Origin of the sequence: Enemella dayhoffiae (assembly GCF_002250625.1) — a bacterium.
Lineage (GTDB): Bacteria > Actinomycetota > Actinomycetes > Propionibacteriales > Propionibacteriaceae > Enemella > Enemella dayhoffiae.
Window position 1 is genome coordinate 1 of sequence record NZ_NMVQ01000023.1, and the last position, 16,668, is coordinate 16,668.

Sequence of the window (16,668 nt, forward strand, 5' to 3'; positions counted from 1 at the left end):
ACCGCCGCCAGCTCCGCCGGGCTCAGATCCCGGTCCTCAGCACGACCTGCGCCTGAAGCGCGGTCCTCGGCATCGCCGGCCGCAGCCGGGCTCGGTGGGCTCATGCCCACCAGTGTGTCGGTCATCATGACTCCTCTCGCCCATCCGGGCGGTAGAGCCACTTACACCGTTCCTGCGACAGTCCCCAGCTATCCCCAGCTTGTGCATGTGTGGTCAGTCCGTTGTGGGTGCTAGCATCGATGGTGATCGGCCGTGGTCAGGGCTGGAATGGGACGTGCGGGGTTCATGGCCCTGTGCCGGGCCTCGCTGACCATCATCGGCGGTTGGCCTGCTTTGCGCGGGCCTTCTTGTCGCGATCCCTGTCCTGAGTGACCCTCGGAGGTTTTCCATGTCCAAGACTTTTCGCACACTGGCCCTGATCGAGCTGTTTGGTGCAGCACTGGTGATCCTGCTCGGTTTCATGCTCATCTGGTGGCCAGGGCTAACCCTGCAATCCCTGGTGATGTTCTGCGGCGCCTTTCTGCTCGTCGAGTCAATTTCGGCGATGATCGGCGCATGGCGCTGTTACGGCGTCCTGCGTTGGCTGCGAGGCGGAGTGGGGGCCCTGGGCGTCGCACTAGCCCTATTCATCGTCCTCCTGCCTGATCTCACCTTGTCGTTCATCGCTGCCGCCGTTGGCCTATGGACCATCATGTGTGGCTTGGGCCTGATGACCGAGAAAACTGCTCGGCGTCGCTGGCTGTACGTCCTGGCTGGCGTGCTGCTGGTCTTGGCAGGCATCTGGTTCATCTTCAACCACGCCGCTGCGATCATCACCATCGGGCTCTGGGCCGGCATGTCGCTGCTGGTCCTCGGCATGTCCCAAGTTGCAGCGGCCATCGCCGTGTGGCGTGCGGCCAAGAACAGCTGACCGACCAGGCAAACGCCTACGACCCTTCCAACCACAACTCGGTCTCTTCTAGCCTTCCCGCGCGCACTGTGGCAGCAGCCATTGCGATGACCGCACTGATTCCGCTCACTTCCTGTAGTGCCACCGCGCCGATGAACCCCGAAGACGTGAAGACGCCAGCACCAGTGGCGTCCAACAGCCCCCTCACAAGTCCGACCTCGGGGAACAGCTCTGTTACCTCGTGCAGCATCGACGATCCGTCCTGGACGACACTTGCTGAGAAGGTGAGCCCGTCCGTGGTGTCCGTGGAGGTCTCCAGCGGCGGCCACCCGGTGGGCGAGGGCTCGGGGGTGGCAGTTGACGAGCACCACATCGTCACGAATGCCCATGTGGTGGGTGATGCCACTGATAGCGACGTGTCGGTCACCCTGTCCGACAACAGCGTCCAGCCCGTCACCATCGCCGGTCGTGATCCGATCACTGATCTGGCCGTGCTCACGGTGCAGGACACCAAGCTCACCCCGATCCCGATTGCCACTTCGGCCGAAGTGCGCACCGGGCAGCCGGTGATGGCCGTGGGCAACCCGCTGGGACTGGCAGGGACTGTGACCACCGGCATCGTCAGCGCCCTCAACCGTCCAGTGGCTGCCTCCGAGCAGGGTACAGGGCCGAGGGGTCTGCTGCAGGGATAGGTGACAGTTCCTAGTCACGCAGCCAGGTCGGCTGGTGTGGTCATGATTGTCTCGAATTCGACTGGGGTCAAGCGGCCGAGGCGGGACTGTCGTCGTCGGCGGTGGTAGGTGCGTTCGATCCAGGACACCATCGCGATCCGCAGCTGTTCACGGGTGGCCCAAGGCTGCCGGTCGAGGACGGAGGAGACTCCAACCAACCCAGTGCGGTTCAGTTCGCCCTCCTGCTCCGCCTGGGGCCGCCGACCCAGTGGGTCTCCTGAAAGGCTCCTCCGGACCCACCCAGCGCGAGTATCGTATCCAAAATCAGATTGGTATGGCAGTTTCACCAGCAGCGTTGCCAGTGAGGGAGCACCGATGTCCACAACCACCGATTCACAGGGCACCTGGTTCAGCCAGATGCAGCCGCAGGAGCGAAAAACCTTCTGGGGTTGCTTCACCGGGTGGGCGCTCGACGCGTTCGACGTCCAGCTCTACAGCCTGGTCATCCCGCTGCTGCTCAGCCTGCACTTCATCCGTGACACCGCCCAGGCGGGACTGATCGCCACCGTTGCGCTGCTCTCGTCGGCGGTGGGCGGGTGGCTCGCCGGCGTGCTCTCCGACCGGATCGGTCGCGTCCGCACCCTGCAACTGACGGTGCTCTGGTTCTCGGTGTTCACCGCGCTGTCCGGCCTCGCCCAGGACGCCAACCAACTGATGCTCGCCCGCGGCCTGATGGGCTTCGGGTTCGGCGGCGAGTGGGCCGCCGGCGCGGTCCTGATCGGTGAGACCGTACGCCCGGCCTACCGCGGCCGCGCGGTCGGCACGGTGCAGTCCGGCTGGGCCATCGGCTGGGGGATCGCGGTGCTCGCGTTCACCCTGGTCACCGCTCTGGCACCGACCGAGTGGTCCTGGCGGATCCTGTTCTTCCTGGGCATCCTGCCAGCTCTGCTCGTGCTCTATCTCCGCAAGCACGTCAAGGATCCCGAGATCTCCGACATCGCCCGCCGATCCGAGCAGGCGAGGACGCACAGCCCGTTGCTGGCCATCTTCTCCCCCCGGATGTTGAAGACCACGGTCCTCTGCTCCCTGCTCGCCGTCGGCGCCCAGGGCGGCTACTACGCGCTCACCACCTGGCTCCCACAGTTCCTCTCCGCCACGCGAGGGCTGAAGGTGATGGCGCTCGGCGGCACGCTGATCATCATCATCGCCGGCGCCTTCGCCGGCTATCTGTTCGGCGCCTGGTTCACCGACAAGGTGGGACGCCGCTGGGCGCTCATCCTCTGCTCGGTCGGCGCCATCGTGATGGTGCTCCCGTTCACCCTGCTCTCCCTGCCCAACATCGTCTTCGTCGTGCTCTGCTTCCCGCTCGGATTCTTCTCCTCGGCCTACTTCTCCGGCATGGGCGCCTTCTTCACCGAACAGTTCCCCACCGAGTTCCGCGGATCCGGTCAGGGATTTGCCTACAACTTCGGCCGCGGCATCGGGGCACTGTTCCCGTTCCTGGTCGGATCGTTGGCGGCCCGGATCTCCATCGGCCCGGCCATCGCCCTCTTCGCCTGCGTCGCCTACGGCGTACTCGCCATCGCCGCGCTGCTGCTGCCGGAGACCCGCGGCCGAGAGCTGCACCAGGCAACGGATTTCGCGTGATCGACAACCACTGCCACGTGTTCACCCACGCCGGCATCCGTCCGCCGGTGCCGGTCGGCGGGGCGGCGTACGAACCACCCCAGGTCGGCGTGCACGACCACGCCGACCACCTCGCCGCCCTGGGCTGCGACCGCGGCGTGCTGGTGCAACCATCCGCCTACGGCACCGACGACCACGACATCCTGCTCGCCGCACTGCGCCAGCGACCCGAGCAGTTGCGCGGGGTGGCCTGCGTGCCGGTGGGTACGCCGCCCGGGGTGCTGGAGGCGATGCACCAGGCAGGGGTGCGCGCGACCAGGGTGCAGGACGGCTATCCGGGCGGTGTGCCGGTCGAGGCGATCGGCGAGGTGGCCGCCATGGTCGCCCCGTTCGGTTGGCACATCGAGGTGTGGAGCGATCTGCGCCGGCACGTCGACTGGTTCGCCGACCGGGTACGCCGCTGCGGTGCCGAGGTCGTCGTGGACCACCTGGGTCACCTCCCCTCCGACCAGGGACTGGACACCCCCGCGGTGCGCATGCTGCTCGACCTGGTCCGCGACGGCCAGGTCTGGGTCACCCTCTCCGGGCTCGATCGGCTGCTGCCGGCGGGGGAACCCGGCCAGGCGGACCCCGACTTCGCCAGCCGCTGGCGCGCACACGAGGAGCGCGTCGACGAACGGGTGGCCGCCCTGGTCGACGCCGGGATCGAGCGAGTGCTGTGGGGCAGCGACTGGCCACATGTCGGACTCACCCTGCCGCATCCCGGTCCGGACACCCTGCTCGGCCGACTGCACCGCTGGCTTCCGGAGGAGGGGCAACGTCAGGTCGTGACCGGACTCAATCCGAGCCGACGCTACGACTTTCCCGTGCACCAGAATCAATGACGGCTTCGATCGGTGCGGTTGACATGGTGAATCGCTCCTGCCTACGGTTGGCCACCAACCGCTTGGGGACAATGAGGTTCCCGGCGGTCCATCTGTTTGCGGGATCGCATCCCGATCAACGGCGGCTGGGGTTCGCGGCACCAGGGTCGCAGGGTGCCCTTCTCCCCGTGATTCGGGCCCCACAGGCCGTTCACTGGCCGTAGGAGCGCGCTTTGGGCGGCGTGTCGCGCGTACGCCCGGCGTGTTGTCCCTACGCTGAACCGCAACGGAAGCTCCCGAGAGAAGGACACTCATGACCAAGAAGGAACTCCTGGAGGCCATGGCCGCCCAGGCCGAGATCAGCCAGGCCGCTGCCGACAAGGCGCTCGGCGCGCTGATCGACGCCATCGCGAGCTCGGTGGCCAAGGGCGATCGCGTGGCCATCCCCGGCCTCGGCACCTTCGAGAAGCGCGAGCGTTCCGCCCGCACCGGCCGCAACCCGCAGACCGGCGCGGAGATCAAGATCGCCGCCACCTCGGTGCCCGGCTTCAAGCCGGCCGCGCAGTTCAAGACCACGGTCGCCAACGCCAAGCCGGCCAAGAAGGCTGCCAAGAAGAAGTGACGCCCACCCGGCGTGAGCACGGGCAGACCCCACGTGGGCCTGCCCGTGCTTCATTTTCGGCGCTGGCCGAATCCCGCACAATTCCTTGATCATTTTCCCCGGCGACCCGCAACCTCGCATGGTGCTGTTCCGGCTGGCGCGTGACACCGGAGTTGTGCGGTTCCTGCCCAGCACACCTGGGCCCGAGCCGCTGACAATTGTCACGACCCAGTCGTGACGGCGACCGATGGTCGACCCACCCCGGGCCCGCCACTCTGGATGCATGACCAGCGAAGCGATCCGCACCACCGGGCTGACCAAGCGGTTTGGCCAGCTCACCGCCGTTGACCACCTCGACCTGACCGTCCGCACCGGCGAGGTCGTCGCCCTGCTCGGCCCCAACGGGGCAGGGAAATCCACCACCACCGAGATGATCCTCGGCCTCAACCGCCCCGATGAGGGGGCCGTCAAGGTGCTCGGCACCGACCCGATCACTGCCATGCGCGCCGGCGGTGTGGGCGCGATGCTGCAGGGCGGACCGCTGCTCGACGGGGTCAGCGTCCGTGGGCTGCTGCGGCTGATGGCCGGCCTGCACCGCCACCCGTTGCCGCTGGCCGAGGTGATCGAGCGGGCCGACCTGACCGAGGTGCTGCACACCCCCACCACGAAGCTGTCGGGCGGTCAGGCCCAGCGCGTCCGGTTCGCGCTCGCCATCCTCGCCGACCCACGACTGCTGCTGCTCGACGAACCCACCGTGGCGATGGACGTGAGCACCCGTCGCGAGTTCTGGTCCCAGATGCGCGGGATCGCCGATCAGGGTCGCACCATCGTGTTCGCCACGCACTATCTCGACGAGGCCGACGAGTTCGCCCAACGGGTCATCGTGATGACCCGGGGTCGGGTGGTCGCCGACGGCACCGGTGCGCAGATCAAGCGCCGGGTCGCCGGACGCGTGGTTTCCTTCCGCAGCGAGGATTCCAGCGACCAGGTTGCGCTCGAGTCACTCGCCGGGGTCACCGGTGCAACCCGGGTCGGCGATCGGATTCAGCTGCGCACCACCGATTCCGACGCCACCCTGTACGCCCTGCTCGAGCTCCCCGAGCGGGTCAACGAGATCGAGGTGAGCGCGGTCAGCCTGGAGGACGCGTTCATCGAACTCACCCACCAGGCCGCCTGAACCGACGCACCAGAAGGAGAAAACCGCGATGAGCGCCCTCAGCACGACCGGCCACTACGTCGGAGCCAACCTCGCCATCTCGATGCGCCAGGCGGGCTTCCTGGTGTTCACGATCGCCCTGCCCGTGGGGATGTACCTGATGTTCTCCAAGATCTTCGGCTCCTTCCAGGTCGGGCCCACCGACGTGAACACCCTGATGATGGTGTCGATGGCCATCTACGGCGCGCTCGGCGCCGCCATCTCCGCCGGTGCCCAGCTGCAGGTGGAACGCCGCACCGGCTGGTTCCGACAGTTGATGCTCAGCGGGCTCACCCCGGCCGGATTTCTCAGCGCCAAAATCATCGGCGCGATGGTGCAGGTGCTGCCGGCCATCCTTGCCGTGTTCGTCTGCGGTCTGCTCAACGGTGTACGCCTGCAACCGGCCACCTGGCTGGCGGTCGGGGTGCTGGTGTGGATCTGCCTGCTGCCGATGGTGATCCTGGGTGTGGTGATCGCGCTCTGGTTCCAGCCGAGCACCGTGGGGGCCCTGTCCACCATCTTGCTGCTGGCGCTGTCCATGCTCGGCGGACTGTGGGTGCCGGTGGCCCAGATGCCGACGGCGATGCAGGGGATCGCCAAGCTGCTGCCCACCTACTGGATGAACGACCTGGCCGTGTGGCCGATCTTCGGCGGTGAGCTCGAGGCCCGCGGCCCCCTCGTCCTTGTGGCCTGGCTCGCTGGGCTCACCCTGCTGGGCGCCGTCGGATACCGTCGGGCCGTGCGGAGCTCGCGACGATGAACCGAACGGTGCACCCCGGTGTCTCTCGGGTGGCGCAGGTGTGGCACCGCGGCGTCCGGAACGGGTTGCCGATGTACGCCGGCGGTCTGGCCTTCCTCGGGTTCGCGCTCGTTCCCGCCTGGACCCGCCCCGTCTCGCTCGGCGTACGCCTGGGTGTCACCGGCGTCTGCCTGCTGATCGCCATCGCCTATCTGGCAATTCCCCTGGTGGTCGAACTCTCGCTGCGCGCTCGCTGGTTGGGCGTCCTCGCCGTGACCGCGGCCGTAGCCCTGCTCGTCCCGTTTCTCGGGGTCGCTGCCATCTACTTCAGCGCCTTCGTCTGCATCGCACTCGCCTCGCTCACGCCGTGGAGGCACTCTCGCCTGGTCATTCCGGTGACCACGCTCACCCTGGTCGGTGTCGGACTGCTGGCCGACGACTGGTTGGCGATCTCGCTGGCCATGGTGGGTGGGTCGGTGGGCATCTGGATCGCCTTCGCGATCCGCCAGGAGGACTTGCGACAGCGGCTGATCGCCGCGGAGGAGCGCAACGCGGTGCTCGCGGTGGCCGCCGAGCGGGAGCGGATCGGGCGCGACCTGCACGACATCCTGGGCCACTCGCTGACCGCCGTCGCGGTCAAGGCGCAACTGGCCCGCCGACTCGCCGACCGCGATCCGGCCGCCGCCGCGACCGAGATGGCCGAGGTGGAACGGCTGGCCCGGCAGGCCCTCGCCGAGGTCCGCGCCACCGCTTCGGGCATGCAGCAGGTACGCCTGGCCAGCGAGACCGCCAGCGCCCGCTCGGTGCTCCAGGCCGCCGGGGTCGAGTGCCGGGTCAGCACCGCCGCGGCCCAACCCGACGAACGTGCCAGCGAACTGCTCGGTTTCGTGGTGCGCGAGGCCGTCACCAACGTGATCCGACACTCCGGCGCCGACCGGTGCGAGATCGCCCTGGCCGAGCGTGGCGTGCGCATCACCGACAACGGCCGAGGACTGCACGCCCCGGCCGGCAACGGATTGCGCGGTCTGCGGCAACGCGTCGAGCAGGCCGGGGGCACCCTGTCGGTGCGCAACAACGAGCACGGCACCACCGTCGAGGCGCGAATCGGAGGATCCCGATGATCCGCCTGCTGCTCGCCGACGACCAGACCCTGGTCCGCAACGCGTTGGCCACCATGCTCGACCTCGAACCGGACCTCACGGTGGTGGGTCAGGCGGGCAGTTGTGCGGGGGTGCTCGAACAGGCTCGCGCGCTGCAACCCGATGTCGTGCTGATGGATGTGCAGATGCCCGGAAACGCGGCCCTGGTTGACGGAATCGCCACCACCGCCGCACTGCTCGCCGAGCTGCCGCAGACCCGCGTGATCGTGGTGACCACCTTTGGCCGGGCCGGCTGGCTGCGCCGGGCGATGGAGGCCGGGGCGGTCGGTTATCTCGTCAAGGACGCCCCGGTGGAACAATTGGTCGAGGCGATCCGGCGGGTGCACCAGGGGCTGCGTGCGGTCGACCCCGACCTGGCCGCGGCCAGCCTGTCCGCCGGCCCCAACCCGCTGTCCGAGCGCGAGCAGGAGGTGCTTGCCGCAGCAGCCGACGCGCGTACCACCGCCGAGATCGCGCGCCGGGTGTTCCTGTCCGAGGGCACCGTGCGCAACCACCTGTCCGCCGCGATCGGCAAGCTGGGCGTGGCCAACCGGGGCGAGGCGGTCCGGGTGGCGGTCGACAACGGGTGGCTGCCCGGCCTCTCCGACTGAGCCCCGGCCCGCCTGATTGACTGGGCAAGTGCCGATTGACGACCTGGGCCATCCGGTGCCGCTGCCGCAGCCACCCCAGCGGATCTGCTCGCTGGTGCCCTCGCTGACCGAGGCGCTCGCCGCCACCACCCCCGAACGGCTCGTCGGCGCCACCGACTGGTGCACCCACCCCGCCGACCTGGACGTCCGGGGCGTACGCCGGGTCCGCGGCACCAAGAATCCCAACCTGGACAGCATTCGCGCGCTGCGACCCGACCTGGTGGTGGCCAATCAGGAGGAGAACCGCGAGCTCGACGTGCAGCGGCTGCGCGACTCGGGAATCGCGGTCTGGGTGACCCGGATCGAGTCGTTGGCGGACGCGTTCCACTCCATCGGTCGACTGTGCACCGAGGGGCTCGGCGTCGGCATACCCGACTGGTTGCGCGCCGCGGAACAGGCCTGGGCCGCGCCGTCGCCGGACCGCGGCACCGCCGTCGTGCCGATCTGGAAGAACCCGTGGATGGTGGTGGGGGAGGCCACCTTCACCGCCGACCTGCTGACCCGACTCGGCGTACGCCTGCTCGTCCCCGGACCCGGTCGCTATCCGGCCGCCGAGCTGAGCGACCTGCACGCGCTGCGCCCCGACCGGGTGCTGCTGCCCGACGAACCGTACGCCTTCGGCCCCGCCGACGGGCCGGAGGACTTTCCGCAGCCCACGGTGTGCCTGTCCGGGCGGGCGCTGACCTGGTACGGCCCCTCGCTGATCACCGCCCGCGCAGAACTCGAACAACGGCTCGACGCCAGCCACTCCTGACACCCGTGTGGTGGGTGCGACCACAGTGAAACCGGACCCACCCCAACGATTACGCTTCGGTAACCGCCTCGCGGGTCGTACGCCCGCGATGGAGAACCAACGGTGACCACGGGGTTACAGTCAGGTGGGTCGCCGATGGCGAGACCCCCGCAACGCCCCGAGGAGGCAACAAGTGAAGCGCAAGAATCTCCTGGCCGTACCAGCCCTGCTGGGTGCCACCACCCTGGCCCTCGGCGGCTGTGCCAAGCCCCCGGGTGAGGGGACCAGCCCCGGCGCGGGCGCCACCCAGACCTCTTCTGGTGGCGGTTCGGGCTACAAGGCGTGCATGGTGTCCGACTCCGGCGGTTTCGACGACAAGTCGTTCAACCAGACCTCGCACAAGGGCCTGACCGACGCGAAGTCGCAGCTCGGCGTACAGACCGGCGAGGTCGAGTCGACCACCACCGCCGACTTCGCCAAGAACATCAAGTCGATGGTCGACGCCAAGTGCAACGTGATCATCACCGTCGGCTTCCTGCTCGCCGACGACACCGTGGCCGCGGCCAAGGCGAACCCGAACGTCAACTTCGCCATCGTCGACTCCCAGCCCGACACCAAGCTGCCCAACCTGAAGCCGCTGGCGTTCAACACCGCCGAGAGCTCCTTCCTGGCCGGTTATGTCGCCGCCTCGCAGTCCAAGACCGGCAAGGTGGGCACCTTCGGTGGCAAGAAGATCCCCACCGTGACCATCTTCATGGACGGCTTCGCCCAGGGTGTGGCGCACTACAACAAGGCCAAGAGCAAGAACGTCCAGGTGCTCGGCTGGGACTCCGCCAAGCAGGACGGCCAGTTCGTCCCGGGTGAGCGCTCCTTCGAGGACGTCAACGGTGGCAAGAACACCGCCAACGGCCTGGTCGCCCAGGGCGCCGACGTGATCTTCCCGGTCGCCGGCCCGGCCGGTGAGGGTGGCCTGCAGGCCGCTCAGGCGTCCGGCGGCAAGGTGAACGCGATCTGGGTCGACACCGACGGGTGCGTGTCCGCGCAGAACTACTGCAAGAACCTGATCACCTCGGTCGAGAAGGCGATGGACGTCGCTGTCTTCGAGGCGATCAAGGCCGGCAAGGAGGGCAAGTTCAACAGCGAGGCCTACGTCGGCAACCTGAAGAACAAGGGCACCAAGCTGTCGCCCTACCACGAGTTCGACTCTAAGGTGACCGCCGAGACCAAGGCCGAGGTGGAGAAGCTCGCCACCGACATCCAGGCCGGGACCGTCAAGATCGAGTCCAGCGCTCAGCCCAAGTGACGCACTGCGGGGGAGGGGGCGGTCTGCCCCTTCCCCCGCAGCACGCCCCGCCGTCACGCCACCCCGCCGTCACGCACGTCCCGCCGTCACGCCACCCCGCCGTCACGCACGTCCCGCCGTCACGCCACCCCGCCGTCACGCACGTCCCGCCGTCACGCTCGACCTGCGACGGCTCTGCTGCAAGGATGCCCCCGTGCCACAGACCGACGAGCCCCTCGCCGAGCAGACCGCAGCCGGCCGCTCCGAGATGTTGCAGCTGCGCGGCATCACGAAGCGGTTCGGTGAACTGGTCGCCAACGACTCCGTCGACCTGGCGATCAGGCCCGGTGAGATCCACTGCCTGCTCGGTGAGAACGGGGCCGGCAAGTCCACCCTGATGAACGTGCTCTACGGGCTGCTGCAGCCCGACGAGGGCGAGATCGTCGTCGACGGGGCGGCCCGGAAGTTCAGCAACCCGCGCGAGGCGATGGCCGCCGGCATCGGCATGGTGCACCAGCACTTCATGCTGGTCGACGTGTTCACCGTCGCCGAGAACCTCGCCCTCGGCCGACAGGCGGCCGGTTTCGGCACCCTGGACATGAAGGGTGCCCGCGGCCTGGTCCGCCGGCTCGCCGACCAGTACAAGTTCGAGGTCGACCCCGACGCCGTGGTGGAAGACCTGCCGGTCGGCGTACAACAGCGGGTCGAGATCCTCAAGGCCCTCGCCAACGACGCCAAATATCTGGTGTTCGACGAGCCGACGGCGGTGCTCACCCCGCAGGAGATCGACGAGCTGATGGCGGTGATGCAGCGGCTCAAGGACGAGGGTCGCGCCATCGTGTTCATCACCCACAAGCTGCGCGAGGTGCGCGCCGTCGCCGACCGGATCACCGTGATCCGCCGCGGCAAGGTGGTCGGCGAGGCCAGTCCGGGGGCGACCGAGTCCGAGCTGGCAGAGCTGATGGTCGGCCGCGCGGTGCAGCTGACCGTGGACAAGGCACCGCCCGCCGCCGACGGCGAGGTACGCCTGTCCGTGCAGGATCTGCGGGTGCTCAGCCCCGCCGGCCAGGTCGTGGTCAACGACGTCTCCTTCGACGTGCGCGGCGGCGAGATCCTCTGCATCGCCGGCGTCCAGGGCAACGGGCAGACCGAGCTGGCCGAGGCGCTGATCGGTACCACCCCGGTCTCCGGCGGCCGGGTCCGCCTCGACGGCCGTGAGATCACCCGCAGTACGCCCAAGCAGACCATCGACGCCGGACTCGGCTTCGTCCCTGAGGACCGCAAGCACGACGGTTTCGTCTCCAGCTTCAGCGTCGCGGAAAACCTTGTGCTGAACAGTTTCGACGAGAAACCGTTCGCCCGGGGGCTCTCGCTGGACCTGAAGAGGATCCGCCGCAACGCCACCGACCGGGTGGAGGAGTTCGACATCCGAACCCAGTCGATCGACACCCCGGTCGGCTCGCTGTCCGGCGGCAACCAGCAGAAGGTGGTGCTGGCCCGTGAGCTGTCCCGGCCGCTGTCGCTGCTGATCGCCTCCCAGCCCACCCGCGGCGTCGATGTCGGCGCGATCGAGTTCCTGCACCAGCGGATCGTCGCCGAGCGCGACAACGGCACCGCCGTGATCATCGTCTCCACCGAGCTCGACGAGGTCGCCGCGCTGGCCGACCGGATCGCGGTGATGTATCGCGGCCGGATCGTCGGAGTCGTCCCCGCCGACACCTCCCGCGAGGTGCTCGGCCTGATGATGGCCGGGGCCACGGCCGAGGAGGCCGGCGCCCATTCCCCGGCGCCGGCCGATCCCGACGAGCAGGCCGACACCCGGCCCGAGGAGTTGCGATGAGCACCCGATCCCGCCAGGCCTGGACCGAGGTGATCACCACCGCGGTCGCCTTCGTGATGGCGTTCGTCGTCGGCGCGATCGTGATGATCGTCTCCGACGCCGAGGTGATGGCCAAGTGGAGCTATCTGGCGTACCGACCCGGTGACGCGCTGACCGCCTCCTGGGAGAAGGTGTCCGGCGCCTACGGCGCGCTCTTCCTCGGCTCGCTCGGCGGGCTGGGCCCGATCACCGAGACCACCGCCCAGGCCGCGCCGCTGATCTGCGCCGGCCTCGGCGTCGGTCTCGCCTTCCGCGCCGGGCTGTTCAACATCGGCGCCCAGGGCCAGGCGATCTGGGGAGCGATCCTGGGGGCGTACGCCGGCTTCGGCTGGCACCTGCCGCCGGTCATCCACCTGCTCGTGGCGATCGCCTTCGGCGTGCTCGGCGGTGCGATCTGGGGCGGCATCGTCGGCCTGCTCAAGGCCCGTGCCGGGGCGCACGAGGTGATCGTGACGATCATGATGAACTACATCGCCTCCAAGCTGCTCGAGTGGCTGCTGACCACCAAGGCGTTCCAGCGCCCCGGCCGCACCGACCCGATCTCGCCGGTGGTCGACTGGAACGCGACAATGCCGCGGATCGAGGGCACCCAGCTGCACCTCGGCTTCCTGATCGCCCTGCTCGCCGCCGGAGGCGTCTGGTGGCTGCTCGACCGCTCCACCACCGGCTTCGCGATCCGCGCGGTCGGGCAGAACCCGCACGCGGCGGCCACCGCCGGGATGAGCGTCGCCCGCACCACCGTGATCACCATGGTCATCGCCGGCGGGCTGGCCGGCCTGGCCGGTGTGCAGTACGCGCTCGGACCCGGCGTGCTCGGCACCCCCGTGCCGCTGTCCGGCGGGCTCGTCGGCACGGTCGGCTTCGACGCGATCACCGTCGCCCTGCTCGGCCGCTCCCGCCCGTTCGGCATCGTGCTGGCCGGGCTGCTGTTCGGCGGCCTGCACGCCGGCGGGCTGGCGATGCAGTCGATGGCGCAGACCCCGCTCACGCTGACCACCCTGCTGCAGGCGCTGATCGTGCTGTTCGTCGCCGCACCCGGCCTGGTCCGCACCGTCTTCCCCTGGTTGAAGGGGCGGCGTACCCGTCCCCTCGCCGGGGCCGCCCAGGCAGGAGGCCTGCAGTGAGCACCACCGTGACGACCCCGGAGCTGCCCGCCTTCGTCGAGTCCCGGCAGGCCCGCTCGCAGCGGATCTCCACCAGCGTGCTGATCGCGGTGGTCGGGCTGCTGCTGCTCGGGCTGGCGTTCAACGCCAAGGGGGCCGCCCGGTTCGCGCTCAGCGACGCCTTCGACGAGGTGCAGCTGCCCGAGATCACCCTGCCCGGCATGCCGGTGGTGCTGGTCTGCGCGCTGGCCTGCCTGGTCTGCGGCGGTCTGCTGTTCCGCGGCCGGCTTCCCGTTCGGGTACGCCGCATCCTCGGCGCGGTGGCCGGGGTCGCCGTGGTGCTCGGCTTCCTCACCTGGGCCGCCTCCGGGCGCGACCTGCCGTTCCCGATGAGCAACCAGTTCAACGGCACCCTCAACCTGGCCACGCCGCTGATCCTTGGCGCGCTGGCCGGTGTGCTCTGTGAGCGGGCCGGCGTGGTGAACGTCGCCATCGAGGGACAGTTCCTGACCGCCGCCTTCGCCGCCGGGATCGTCGGGTCGATGACCAAGTCGATCCCCGCCGCGATGCTGGCGGCGGTGCTGGCCGGGGTGCTGATGGCCGCGCTGCTGGCGGTCTTCTCGATCAAATACCTGGTCGACCAGGTGGTGCTCGGTGTGGTGATCAACCTGCTCGCGGTCGGACTGACCGGCTTCCTGTTCGACCAGCTGGTCGCGCCGGCCGCCAGCCAGCTGAACAGCGCCCCGCTGCTCGAGGCCGTGGAGATCCCGCTGCTGTCGTCGATCCCGTTCTTCGGGCCGATCCTGTTCCGGCAGACCGTGCTGGCCTATCTGGCCATCGTGTCGGTGGTGCTGGTCTGGTTCCTGCTCTATCGCACCGCCTGGGGCCTGCGCGTGCGCGCCGTCGGTGAGCACCCGGAGTCCGCGGACACCGTCGGCATCAAGGTACGCGCGATGCGTTATCAGGCGGTGCTGGTCGGTGGCATCTTCGCCGGCCTCGGTGGCGCCTTCTTCACCATCGGCTCGACCGGCTCGTTCGCCAAGGAACTCACGGTGGGCAAGGGGTTCATCGCCCTGGCCGCGCTGATCATGGGCCGCTGGCACCCGGTCTGGGCGGCGGTGATGGCGCTGTTCTTCGGCTTCGTCACCCAGATGTCCTCGCAGATGCAGGCGCTGTCCACCCCGGTGCCGAGCCAGTTCCTGGAGCTGCTGCCCTACGTCGCCACCGTGATCGCCGTGGCCGGGCTGATCGGCCGGGTCCGCGCGCCGGCCGCCGACGGGGTGCCCTATGACAAGTGACATCGACTGGGCCGCACTCCGTCGGCGCGCGGTCGAGGCCGCGGAGCGGGCGTACGCGCCCTATTCGAAGTTTCCGGTCGGCGCGGCCGCCCTGGTCGACGACGGCCGGCTCGTGGTCGGCTGCAACGTGGAGAACGCGTCCTATGGGGTCGGGCTGTGCGCCGAGTGCGGGCTGGTGTCGGCCCTGCACGCCAGCGGCGGCGGACGCCTGGTCGCGTTCGCCTGCGTCGACGCCACCGGCTCGGCGCTGATGCCGTGCGGGCGCTGCCGCCAGCTGCTGTGGGAGCACGGGGGAGCGGAGCTGCTGGTGGACACCCCGAAGGGGGTGCTCCCGATGACCGAGGTGCTGCCGCAGGCATTCGGCGCCCACGATCTCGATCGGGTCGTCTCCGGGACCACGTAACCGGGCCGGCAGTGCCCGCGTGACTCCATGATCAAACCCAGTCGGACTGGGTTTGCCGGGCCTGCCCCTGTTGCCATTGCCTGTCCGGTTACCTCAGGCTGACTCGCGCCCGGCCGGACAGCGCGGAACAATGGCGGCATGGCTGACGAAGACACCCCCACCGAGGTCCTGGATCTCGAGACGATCCGCGCGCTGCCGAAGGTGGCGCTGCACGACCATCTGGACGGGGGCGTACGCCCGCAGACGATGCTCGACATCGCCGCCGAGGTCGGTCACCAACTGCCGGCCGGTGACGCGGATTCGCTGGCCACCTGGTTCTTCGAGGCCGCCGACTCGGGTTCGCTGGTCCGCTATCTGGAGACCTTCGACCACACGATCGCGGTGATGCAGCGCGCCGAGGACCTGCGCCGGATCGCGCGCGAGTTCGTGCTCGATCAGGCCGCCGACTCGGTGGTGTACGCCGAGGCGCGCTGGGCGCCGGAGCAGCACACCCGTGCCGGGCTGAGCATGGCCGAGGCGATCCGTGCGGTGGGCGAGGGGTTGCGCGAGGGCGTACGCACCGCCGCCGATCAGGAGCAGTACATCACCGTGCGCCAGCTGGTGACCGGGATGCGGCACACCGACACCTCCCGCGACGTGGCCGAGCTCGGGCTGGACCACGCCGGTGACCTGGTCGCCGGCTTCGACATCGCCGGCCCCGAGGACGGCTTCCCGCCGAGCAACCACGCCGCCGCGTTCTCCTTGCTGCGTGAGAATCTCGGCCGGTTCACCATCCATGCCGGTGAGGCCGCCGGGGTGGACTCGATCCGCGACGCGCTGGTGCAGGGCGGGCAGCGGCTCGGTCACGGCGTACGCCTCATCGAGGACATCGACGACTCCGGGGACCTGCCCAGCCTGGGCCCGGTGGCGGCGTACGTGCTGGACCGCCAGATCCCGCTCGAGGTGTGCCCCACCTCCAACCTGCAGACCGGAATCGCCCAAACGTACGCCGAACACCCGGTCGGCACGCTGGTCGAGCTCGGGTTCAACGTGACCATCTCCTGCGACAACCGACTGATGAGCCGCACCACGCTCAGCAACGAGCTCCACCAGCTCGTGCAGGCGTTCGGGTTCGACCGGGTCCAGCTCGCCCGCTTCGCGCGCAACTCGATCCGGGCGGCCTTCCTGCCCCACACGGTCGCCGAACAGATCTTCGCCGAGCAGATCGTGCCCGGCTACGCCGGCTGATGCGGGGTCGCTGGTTCGTGGCATTCGCCCCTGCTGTTGCTGGGCTACAACTATCCGCTGCATCCGGTGCTGGGTCTGTTCGCGTTCTGCGTGCTGTGCACCCTGCTCACCGGTCTGTTCGCCTGGGTACGCCAGCGCTCCGGCTCGGTGTGGCCGGCGGCCTACGGGCACGGACTGTTCAACGCCCTCGCCGGTAGCGCGATGTTGGTCTTCCAGTCCGCCGACAGTCAGGTCGATACCCTGCATGGCACGGTGCTCGGCTGGTCAGGGTGGTTCATCCCGCTGCTGGTGGTCGCCGCGCTGGTGGCGCGCCGGGCGTACCAGCCCCTCCCCTGGTTTCGCCCGAACCGGTAGGGTCGGACCTCCAGGG

General features: G+C 69.1%; 16 protein-coding genes and 2 pseudogenes. 17 read left to right on the forward strand and 1 reads right to left on the reverse strand.

From position 1 onward, the window contains the following. Positions 1-388: 388 nt before the first annotated feature. Entirely contained in the window at positions 389-910 is a 522-nt protein-coding gene (locus tag CGZ93_RS10935) for an HdeD family acid-resistance protein (protein WP_094364176.1), read from the forward strand. An 86-nt stretch (positions 911-996) separates the two neighbouring features. After that, the gene (locus CGZ93_RS10940) at positions 997-1,581 is read left to right on the forward strand and encodes a S1C family serine protease (RefSeq protein WP_094364177.1); all 585 of its coding nucleotides are present in this window, start codon (positions 997-999) and stop codon (positions 1,579-1,581) included. Between the two features lie 14 nt (positions 1,582-1,595). On the opposite strand, the pseudogene CGZ93_RS19465 reads toward CGZ93_RS10940, so the two are convergent. Further along, positions 1,596-1,763, reverse strand: a pseudogene (locus CGZ93_RS19465) (IS3 family transposase); the annotation flags it as partial. Between the two features lie 172 nt (positions 1,764-1,935). Between CGZ93_RS19465 and CGZ93_RS10950 the strand changes: the two are divergent. From CGZ93_RS10950 to CGZ93_RS11020, 15 genes and pseudogenes are all read left to right on the forward strand, one after another. Then, positions 1,936-3,207, forward strand: a complete 1,272-nt coding sequence (locus CGZ93_RS10950) for an MFS transporter (RefSeq protein ID WP_094364179.1) — start codon at positions 1,936-1,938, stop codon at positions 3,205-3,207. After that, complete coding sequence (locus CGZ93_RS10955) at positions 3,204-4,070, forward strand: amidohydrolase family protein (RefSeq protein ID WP_171196750.1); 867 nt, start codon at positions 3,204-3,206, stop codon at positions 4,068-4,070. The genes CGZ93_RS10950 and CGZ93_RS10955 overlap by 4 nt, the downstream gene beginning before the upstream one ends. 292 nt (positions 4,071-4,362) lie before the next feature. Next, positions 4,363-4,671 carry an HU family DNA-binding protein gene (locus CGZ93_RS10960; RefSeq protein ID WP_094364180.1) on the forward strand — a complete coding sequence of 103 codons (309 nt, stop codon included), beginning with the start codon at positions 4,363-4,365 and terminating at the stop codon, positions 4,669-4,671. Positions 4,672-4,933: 262 nt separating this feature from the next. Then, positions 4,934-5,827, forward strand: coding sequence for an ABC transporter ATP-binding protein (locus CGZ93_RS10965; protein WP_094364181.1), 894 nt, complete (start codon positions 4,934-4,936; stop codon positions 5,825-5,827). Positions 5,828-5,855: 28 nt separating this feature from the next. Further along, positions 5,856-6,605 carry an ABC transporter permease gene (locus tag CGZ93_RS10970; RefSeq protein ID WP_094364182.1) on the forward strand — a complete coding sequence of 250 codons (750 nt, stop codon included), beginning with the start codon at positions 5,856-5,858 and terminating at the stop codon, positions 6,603-6,605. Continuing rightward, positions 6,602-7,705 (forward strand): sensor histidine kinase, encoded by a 1,104-nt coding sequence (locus CGZ93_RS10975; protein WP_094364183.1) that lies wholly within the window; start codon positions 6,602-6,604, stop codon positions 7,703-7,705. The genes CGZ93_RS10970 and CGZ93_RS10975 overlap by 4 nt, the downstream gene beginning before the upstream one ends. Then, complete coding sequence (locus CGZ93_RS10980; protein ID WP_094364184.1) at positions 7,702-8,334, forward strand: response regulator transcription factor; 633 nt, start codon at positions 7,702-7,704, stop codon at positions 8,332-8,334. The genes CGZ93_RS10975 and CGZ93_RS10980 overlap by 4 nt, the downstream gene beginning before the upstream one ends. 28 nt (positions 8,335-8,362) lie before the next feature. Further along, positions 8,363-9,127 carry a helical backbone metal receptor gene (locus tag CGZ93_RS10985; RefSeq protein WP_094364185.1) on the forward strand — a complete coding sequence of 255 codons (765 nt, stop codon included), beginning with the start codon at positions 8,363-8,365 and terminating at the stop codon, positions 9,125-9,127. 172 nt (positions 9,128-9,299) lie between these two features. Next, the gene (locus tag CGZ93_RS10990) at positions 9,300-10,409 is read left to right on the forward strand and encodes a BMP family lipoprotein (protein WP_176451731.1); all 1,110 of its coding nucleotides are present in this window, start codon (positions 9,300-9,302) and stop codon (positions 10,407-10,409) included. Positions 10,410-10,656: 247 nt separating this feature from the next. Next, positions 10,657-12,228: an ABC transporter ATP-binding protein gene (locus tag CGZ93_RS10995; RefSeq protein ID WP_094364477.1), complete on the forward strand. Its 1,572-nt coding sequence runs from the start codon at positions 10,657-10,659 to the stop codon at positions 12,226-12,228. Beyond that, a complete protein-coding gene (locus tag CGZ93_RS11000; RefSeq protein WP_094364186.1) occupies positions 12,225-13,391 on the forward strand; it encodes an ABC transporter permease in 1,167 nt (388 codons plus the stop codon). Before CGZ93_RS10995 ends, CGZ93_RS11000 begins: the two co-directional genes overlap by 4 nt. Then, positions 13,388-14,668: an ABC transporter permease gene (locus tag CGZ93_RS11005; protein ID WP_229117375.1), complete on the forward strand. Its 1,281-nt coding sequence runs from the start codon at positions 13,388-13,390 to the stop codon at positions 14,666-14,668. The genes CGZ93_RS11000 and CGZ93_RS11005 overlap by 4 nt, the downstream gene beginning before the upstream one ends. Further along, the gene (locus CGZ93_RS11010) at positions 14,658-15,071 is read left to right on the forward strand and encodes a cytidine deaminase (protein WP_094364187.1); all 414 of its coding nucleotides are present in this window, start codon (positions 14,658-14,660) and stop codon (positions 15,069-15,071) included. Before CGZ93_RS11005 ends, CGZ93_RS11010 begins: the two co-directional genes overlap by 11 nt. A gap of 168 nt (positions 15,072-15,239) precedes the next feature. After that, complete coding sequence (locus tag CGZ93_RS11015) at positions 15,240-16,298, forward strand: adenosine deaminase (protein ID WP_407643944.1); 1,059 nt, start codon at positions 15,240-15,242, stop codon at positions 16,296-16,298. A 24-nt stretch (positions 16,299-16,322) separates the two neighbouring features. After that, positions 16,323-16,652: pseudogene (locus tag CGZ93_RS11020) on the forward strand (hypothetical protein); the annotation flags it as partial. Positions 16,653-16,668: the final 16 nt, after the last annotated feature.